Here is a 6,272-nt window from a genome sequence, read left to right on the forward strand (position 1 = left end):
GGGAAAACGAGGTGGTGGAGTTCAAGCAGACTGGCAAGGCCTACTTTCCAAGATAGATAGAAGTGACTTGCAACCGCTCGTGTCCAAGCTCTCGGCTGATGATTTGTCGTGCTGCGGTATCCTGGGTTCGCTGTGTATCGCTCAGCGTCCTGACGGATGGCCCACCCGCTGCAGGTACTGGCCACCCCGTCAGAGTCTCATAGCGGCATTGCGCATACTGATGGCGAAGGCCATGCATATGACTCAGACCCGCTGCCTTGCACTGTCCATCGTATACGTGCCGCTGCTGGATGTAGGTCTTGTTTGCCGGGATCAGTGATCCTGTGCCGGCCAGGTGGTGTGCTGCGTGGAGCGCGTCGCGTTGCTCTGTCGTGGTGATGGGCACCGTTCGCTCCCGACCGCCCTTGGTCCACGATCCCTTGAGGGCGATGTGGTCACCTCGATCCGCATAGCTGGCCTGGAACTTGATTGCTTCCTCCCGACGCAGTCCGAAGGCGGCCTGTAGCTGAAGGCTCATGCGCACGTGGACATCGGTGATCTGTTCAAGACCTGTGCCCAGTTCCTGGGCCTTGCTGATGTTGGTCACATAGCGGCGCTCGGCCACGCCGAGTTGCGTGTTGTCCGCCGGCAGGATGCCGACCTTGCCGATCTTCTCAGCCCACCAGCGCAAGTGAGAGAGCCGATTCTTGATGGTGCCCGACGATAAACCTTCGCCTTGCCAGCGTTCCAGCAACGCCTGGACGTGCTTGCCCTTGAGCGACGAAGCCTTCATCTGCCGGAAGCCGGCCTCGCGCAGTTGCCGCGCGGCCAGCGACAGCGAACGCATCCGGTCGGCCTGCGTGTTGTGACTGCCGTCACGGTTGCGTTGGCAAAGCTGCCGCAGGGTATAGGTCAAGTCGTCCATCTTCCGGCCTCCAAGCAAAGCGTCGTGCCGCGTTGTCCTGAAACTCAATGGTTAGTGTTGGTGCCAACTCGCCAAGGCGAGATCCCGTGAGGGCAAGGGCATGGTGTTCAGGAGACACCAGAGCCTCGAATGAGGCGTCCGTCTTGCTCCCTGCTGGAAGCCCGGACGGAGGTACTACAAGACGAAAGTGATGCGAACGTGGACGAGTCCTCCTATGAAGTGGGTGGGATGAGAAATGCAGCAGGAGCCCGGTGCGTTGCACACAGGCAATTGCCGCAAAGGACGGTGCGCCAGGCGGCGCGGTAGGGATGAGTTCAAACAGACGAAGAAGGCTCCGCCCTGGGTAGGGCCGGTATGCGGTCGGAGCCTGGGCATACCTGGGGTGGTTCCGCCCTGACGGGCCAGCGCTTGCAGGAACCTGCGCTGTTGGGGGTGCCGATGTACGAAGCCCATCGGTCTTGGCAACTGTCCGGTCAGTTTAGGGCGGCCATCATCATGTAGGCCGCATGCAATAGGAACTGGCTTTCGCCCGCATTGTTGGCGGTGTTGCGCGGGTCGTCACTGCGGCGTGCAGTGACGACCGCGTTTTGCGGCAGCATTTGCTACGCAGGATGCGGTTGCCATCCCCTGGCCTGCATTGCCTGCGCTGCGATGTCCCCGGCGTTCGTCGAGGTGTTCATGATCTTGCGGATGTTGGCAATGTGCGCCAGGGCGGTTTCACGCGATGCCGGTTGCGCAGTCGGTTCTAGGCGGTGTTCGGTGCGTGGCACACCAGCAGGCCAATTCTCGGCAGTCCGTGGGGTGGCAGACGCCTCCTTGCGTCCTGCCCACAAGCGGAACTCGCCAGCAAAGACGCGCTTCACCAAGGCGAAAAAGTAGGCTACGACATTGCGCACGGTGCCGCTCTGGCTGCGTGCCTGCAATTCGTCCAGCACTTCCTGGCGATGCTGCGGCGGCAGCCGCCGCAAGGCGGCCTGCACATCTTTTTGCTGATCTGCCTGGGCATTGCTCAGGCAAGGCGGCAAGTTCACCCACTGCGATGCCGGGTCGCCGTCGCCTTCGCGCGCGCGGTACGTACGTTCTTTTTTATACATATACGTCTTATACGTACTGCCCTGCTCAGTTGTCATGCGGCGAGCGTGCCCGGTCTGTTGCGGAACAAACGTGCTGCCAGTGGAATCCCCTGACAATAGCAGTGGGTCGGCTGCCTCGCTTGCCTGCGACGGCGGCGTAGGGGGTAAATCATCGTCGTCGTGGCGCTGATCGTGGGTCGCAATGGAGGCGGCTTCAGGTGCCTGTGCAAGCGTTGCCTGAATGTGAATGGCCACCCGATCCACCTGGTTGTTTTCGTGGCCGATGGAGGCTTGCAAAAGCGCGGACAGGTTGGCATCGAGCGTGCAAGCCTGCTGGAAGTGCAGGGCGCTTTCGTGAACCTGATACAGCTCGCTGAGCACATGACCGGTCAGAGGGTCGCGGTGCTGCCCCACCAGACTGATCCACCCCGTCAGCCGAAGCACAACGAGGACGCGCCGGGCCGTCTCGTACCCGGCCCGCTGCCCCAGTGGTGTAGAGGTGAGATAGCGGCGCAACTGCCCCAGATTCGCCAGTGGGCTGATGCCCTCGGCAGAACGCAGCATGCGCAGCACCTGCCAGCCATTGCGCTCCAATGGCGTGAGGCGGGCATCGAGCATGAGCGAGGTTGGAGTACTGAACAGGGCGTCTTGCCCCAGCGGGTTGTGGCGGGTGTGATGGTCTGCCATGAGCGTTCTCCAAGGTCTGGGCCACAGCGGCCCGTTCCCCCGCATCTCATCGCGTACCGTCCCATGCGTCAGCCAACAATGCGGTCTGCGCCATACCCGTTTTATCCGGCAGGCGCAGCGTTGGCACCCGCATCCAGACTGATCTATCATCCCGATACCCCCATGGGGGTACAACTGGGGGTACTTCCAGCGATTCCCGCGAGGGCCATGGCGCGCTTTCCCCGCGAAACTCAGTGCTCATGGACCTTTGCCGACCGATCAACGTTTGATCGTTGTAAGCAGCGCATAAACAAAACCCCGCTTTGGCGGGGTTTTGTTGTTTTTGGGCTTGGAATTGTCGGGCTGAGACTAAGGGCTAGGTGGGGATTATGAACCCGCTACGAACCGCCCCATTGAGCCAGAAAGCCCCATAGAATCGAACTATAAAAGCACCTGATATCTTATTGAAACAGAGCATTTCAGGAAAATCAGGCGATGTAGTCACCGAACCTTACCTAGATTAAGCAACTCAAGATAACTTGGATACTAGAAAACACTAAAAATCACACCTCTAAAAACCAAAGGTCTAAGTCTCAGGAGGTAAAGCCAATGCAATTTTCTTTCTTACAACATCAACGCTTTCGATAACAACAGCTATTCTGGCACCACTTCTAAATCGCTCAGACTCTCGTCTAAAGTCTGAAAACTTGCTTACATGCACCAAACCAGTGAGCTTACCTATTAACACAAAAACCCCATACCTAAGATCAACATTCTTTATCACACCGGGATGTTCAGACCCAACAGGATACTCTGTTTCAGCTGCCAACCAATCCTTAGGAGTATTCTTCAGAATGTGACTTTCTAGCGCATTCTTCATGTCACTCAAATCTGACAACTCAAGAAACTCACTCTGACTTAAGAATGTTCCTGACAACTGAGCCTGCCTTTCTCGCTCCCTCTCAAGATACCCAACGAGATCTCGGGCATTTTCGTAAGTAGTATTCACATCATAATGCTTCTCAAGATCAGAGATCCTGCCGGCAATAGCTCTAGTTAGTGATTCATCCGAGAACAAAGTGTCCTCAGCCAGAGCAGCCAAATAAGTTATATTACTCAATAGATCAAGATGAACGAATCCTGCTGGCGCAATCCTAATAAGGTCATCATCCGTTATTTGATCTATTCTAAAATCCTCCGAAAGCAAACAGTGCCCTGCTAGTAAATGTTCTATGTCCCGAGTCACAATCGAGTCCTCAAAACCATAGACCATTATGGCATCCTTAACATCCCTTACCTTGAAATAACCTTTAACGGGACTAGGGCCAAACTGATGAAACCTTGACTTCAACCACCTAAGTATCAAGTACCTGCAAAAATAGTTAGTCCTTGCATCAAATTGCGTTGTAGAAAAGATATTTTTTATATATGACGCATCACCATCATAGAATCGCCTATTCATACGCAACAGAACTCTTGAAACCTGATATAACGGAAGCGTATATTTCCCCTCGCTCCTCCTTATCTTGAATATCTGATCTTCCTTAATATGCCCACTAGTACAAAACTCAAGAAATATTTCCATCGCCCGACGTATATTTCTCGCCGACAGACCAACTATAATTCTTCGCACATATTTATCATGATCGAAGATCGACTTCAATATAGACATCAAATACAAAGAAGTATCTGTCTTACTATATTCAACAGTATAACCATTAGGCAAATCATATCTAAGCGAACCACTTTGCCCCGCACCAATCTCTCTCAAGGCAAGCTGAACTCTCTTCACTAGCACTTGCTGGAACATAGGTGGTTCTATTCGGAACACCATATCCTTAAGTGCGGTGTCCAGCGGCGGTCTCTCTCGATGGTTATCATATGTCTCTTCCCTCAACGGAAGTATTACCAGAGCTTTAAACTCTCGCTGCAGCCATTGTGCCGCCTGAAACATAAGTAGCTGTTCATTTAGCGTTCGCTTATCGCAATTATCGAGCACAATTATAGGAAGCTTACCGCGTTCCGTCCCACAGAATCTCGTAAAAGCAACTGCAGTGTTATGACGATCAGCTTCTAATTTATCAAGCTCTTCTACAAGCCTCAAATTATACTCTGGCGTGCCTTTCAAAAGCCTGCCTTGCACTTTATTAAATCGAGCCAACTCAACGGAGTAAACTTTCTGAACAACATCCAGATCATCAAAATCAATATCCGGTAGCTCTCTCTTACACCCACTGACAATTTCAGCGCGAAGCCAGTTGTATATTTCATCCCCAGAAATTGGGGATTCATTCATATTAATGCGAATCCAAAGGGAGCTTTCCGCAACGTCTCTTGGCAGGGCAACCTCTCGCAAATAGTCAATGAAAGTTGTTTTCCCTGCCCCTACCCCGCCGACGATCAAAATAACTTTATGTTCTAATACCTTACCACGAGCTATAACCTTTACAAGCTCTGACGGGTTTGCTGTATCTTCAATAAGCTTAGCGTCCGCCTCACTGGGTGGCTTTGCCGCTCTTATGATCTTATCAATTGGATCTATATATCTTTCGCGCCTTTTTGATGGAATATATCCATTTCTTACAATAAAGATCCTATCCTCAATAGAGCTTGGGTTAAATATATGCCCAAGTTCAGCCGCAATATTAGCACCAAAAGAATTATGCCCAACTTCCTCGTTCTGCAGGGCCTTCCCGCCTATTATTCGTCGAGGCTTCTTAAGATAGCTAGGCTTCAATAGAGCATCATATTTTTCGCAGAGATGACTTACAGCTTTTACACTAAAGCCTTCCACGAATTTTGCGAATAGCTCGCTAGCCGGTATCAGATCCTCTAGCTTCAACTCAATACAAGGTTCTAGTTCGTCACTATTACCCGCAAGAAAAATCATTCCATCAGTAGCAATCACTTTCACACAAGGGTTGATGCCTGCCGGAAACAGAGCATTAATTTCCTGTGAATATAGCCTTGCCTCTCTATAAGCCTCTACTAGATCTTCTCCCGGCGTCTTGGCCTCCACAACAATAAGAGGATAGTCCTGCTGAGTAATCAAATAATCGGGAAAGTAGGACTTAGTTGACCGCCCTTTATTAATCGAAAGAGCACGAATGTTATGTTTCGTTAGAACGCTGGCACCAGCAAAACCCCAATGTCATCAACTTTGGAAATTATCCATAAATATCATATAATTAGCGCTCAAATCAGTGCATGGGAGAAGCCCTTTTGACTACCTATACCGCATCGCTTGACACCGCCAGCCAAACCCTGGCTTGAAAATTGTACAAAAAATAACCAGCCCGCTCGATTGTCCCGCCTTCATCGCCGCCCACCGCCAGAATCCTCAAGACTTTACCCGCCGACGCCAGCTCACCTTCAAGAACCTCGTCCTGTTCCTGCTCAATCAGCCGCGCACGGCCCTGCAAACCGAACTCGATCAGTTCTATCGCGTACTCAATCAGGCGTCGACTGAGACGCAAATGGTCACTGCGCAGGCCTTCTGCAAAGCGCGCAAAAAGCTCAACCCCGAGGTATTTGAAAGTCTCAATCGCCTCCTGCAGCAACAAATTGACTGCTTCGGGCTGCGTCAGAAGTGGCGTGGGCTGAGGGTGCTCGCGGTGGATGGCTCGACC

4 protein-coding genes and 1 pseudogene are annotated in these 6,272 nt (G+C 52.3%); 1 reads left to right on the plus strand and 4 read right to left on the minus strand.

All coding sequences use genetic code 11. The annotated features are described in order from the left end of the window. Positions 1-40: 40 nt before the first annotated feature. From BLS08_RS09740 to BLS08_RS09750, 4 genes are all read right to left on the minus strand, one after another. A complete protein-coding gene (locus BLS08_RS09740; RefSeq protein ID WP_090336436.1) occupies positions 41-904 on the minus strand; it encodes a phage integrase N-terminal domain-containing protein in 864 nt (287 codons plus the stop codon). 473 nt (positions 905-1,377) lie between these two features. Continuing rightward, positions 1,378-1,503 (minus strand): hypothetical protein, encoded by a 126-nt coding sequence (locus BLS08_RS26700; protein ID WP_262385252.1) that lies wholly within the window; start codon positions 1,501-1,503, stop codon positions 1,378-1,380. Positions 1,504-1,506: 3 nt separating this feature from the next. After that, on the minus strand, positions 1,507-2,664 hold the full coding sequence (locus BLS08_RS09745) for an STY4528 family pathogenicity island replication protein (RefSeq protein WP_167375873.1): 1,158 nt from the start codon (positions 2,662-2,664) through the stop codon (positions 1,507-1,509). 565 nt (positions 2,665-3,229) lie between these two features. Continuing rightward, positions 3,230-5,662, minus strand: coding sequence for a S1 RNA-binding domain-containing protein (locus BLS08_RS09750; protein ID WP_167375874.1), 2,433 nt, complete (start codon positions 5,660-5,662; stop codon positions 3,230-3,232). A gap of 250 nt (positions 5,663-5,912) precedes the next feature. Here BLS08_RS09750 and BLS08_RS25995 point away from each other — a divergent pair. Further along, positions 5,913-6,272: pseudogene (locus BLS08_RS25995) on the plus strand (IS4 family transposase); the annotation flags it as partial.

The sequence above is a fragment of the Ectopseudomonas chengduensis genome (genome assembly GCF_900102635.1).
In the GTDB taxonomy this organism is placed as follows: Bacteria; Pseudomonadota; Gammaproteobacteria; order Pseudomonadales; family Pseudomonadaceae; genus Aquipseudomonas; species Aquipseudomonas chengduensis.